The following is a 1,431-nucleotide window of genomic DNA, read 5'->3' on the forward strand; positions in this document are numbered from 1 at the left end:
GTCGATCTCCGCCCCCCGAAGGGGCCGGTTGCCGAAGTGTCAGTGCGCGCCGAACAGTTCCAGCAGTTCGATCTTGCCGAACATGCGGGCGGTGTCGATCGCCGAGGGCGTGCCCACGGCCGGGTCGGCGCCGCCGTCGAGCAGCGCCCGGATGACCGCCGTCTCCCCCTTGAACACGGCTCCGGCGAGCGGGGTCTGTCCCCGGTCGTTGACCCGGTCGGCGTCGGCGCCCCGCTGGAGCAGCGCCCGGACCGCGTCGGCGTGCCCGTGGTACGCGGCGAGCATGACCAGGCAGTCGCCGCGGTCGTTGGTGAGACCGACCGGGACGCCCGCGTCGACGTAGGCGACCAGTTCCTCGGTCCGGCCCTGCCGGGCCAGGTCGAAGATCTTGGTCGCCAGCTCCACGACCTGCGGGTCGGGGGCTTCGCTCATCGGCCGGACCGCCTCTCATGACTTCCGTTCGGGTGAATCGCCAGCGTACTGGCTCGCGCACCGGCGTGGGGGCTCTGCCCGGCCGGGTGACCGCCGGCTCCACCACCCGTAGGAAAAAAGCCGAATTTCACCCAGTTGCACCTTTTATCGTATGGATACATTCTGTGATCCTGGAAGTACTCATGGTGACTGTCCCCCCTTCGACACCAGGAGGTCCCGAATGATCCTCTCCATGTCCGGCGTGGTCCTGCTCGGCATCATCGTCTTCCTGTTCTTCCGTAAGGACGGGCTCAAGGGCTCGCACGCCGTCGTCTCGGCGCTGTTCGGCTTCTACCTGGCGAGCACGGCCATCGCGCCCAGCATCAAGGCGGGCGGCGAGAGCCTGGCGAGCCTCCTCGGCGGCATCAAGTTCTGACCGCGCCCCTCCCCCGAGGCCACGCGGACCGGCGGGTCCCGTCCGAGGGGGAGTCCGCCCACGCCCGTACCCACCTCCAGGAGACAGCAGTGGCCCGGCGCCCACTCCCCCGCATTCTGAGCAAGGACAGCGCGCAGCTCGCCCGCACCCAGCTCGCCCGGAGCCGGGAGCTGGCCCGGACGGCGGCCGACAGCGCCACGGACGTCCTCCACCCGCTGATCACCATCTCGCGCGGCCTGCGCCTGCTGGCCCTGGCCGGCCGGGCCAAGGTGGCGGCCACCCCCAAGGACAAGCGGGGTCCGCTGCTGTTCCTGACGGCCGCCGTGATCATGGCCGTCGCGCTCATGCCGTACGGCCCGCTGCTGGCCGCCGTGTCCCTGATGGTCGCGGCGGCCTGGTACGGACGCGACCACGCCCCGGCCGCGCCCGAGGGCCCCGACCCCGCGCGGGCCGAACGGCTCCAGTCTCTCTACGAGGCGCTGGTGCCGTGCTTCTCCACCGCCGACGACCCGGCCCCGCTCTACGCGCACGGCGGGGCGTGGGACGCGGTCTTCACGGAGCACGAGTTCGACGAGGGCGGCCGG

General features: G+C 71.5%; 2 protein-coding genes and 1 pseudogene. 2 read left to right on the forward strand and 1 reads right to left on the reverse strand.

The window, feature by feature from the left end:
- Nucleotides 1-39: 39 nt before the first annotated feature.
- Nucleotides 40-432 (reverse strand): ankyrin repeat domain-containing protein, encoded by a 393-nt coding sequence (locus CCN33_RS29225; protein ID WP_086696371.1) that lies wholly within the window; start codon nucleotides 430-432, stop codon nucleotides 40-42.
- 220 nt (nucleotides 433-652) lie between these two features.
- Between CCN33_RS29225 and CCN33_RS29230 the strand changes: the two genes are divergently transcribed.
- The gene (locus CCN33_RS29230) at nucleotides 653-847 is read left to right on the forward strand and encodes a hypothetical protein (protein WP_030810431.1); all 195 of its coding nucleotides are present in this window, start codon (nucleotides 653-655) and stop codon (nucleotides 845-847) included.
- 89 nt (nucleotides 848-936) lie between these two features.
- Nucleotides 937-1,431 (forward strand): annotated as a pseudogene (locus CCN33_RS29235) (hypothetical protein); the annotation flags it as partial.

The sequence above is a fragment of the Streptomyces recifensis genome (assembly GCF_002154615.1).
GTDB classification, from domain to species: Bacteria; Actinomycetota; Actinomycetes; order Streptomycetales; family Streptomycetaceae; genus Streptomyces; species Streptomyces griseoluteus.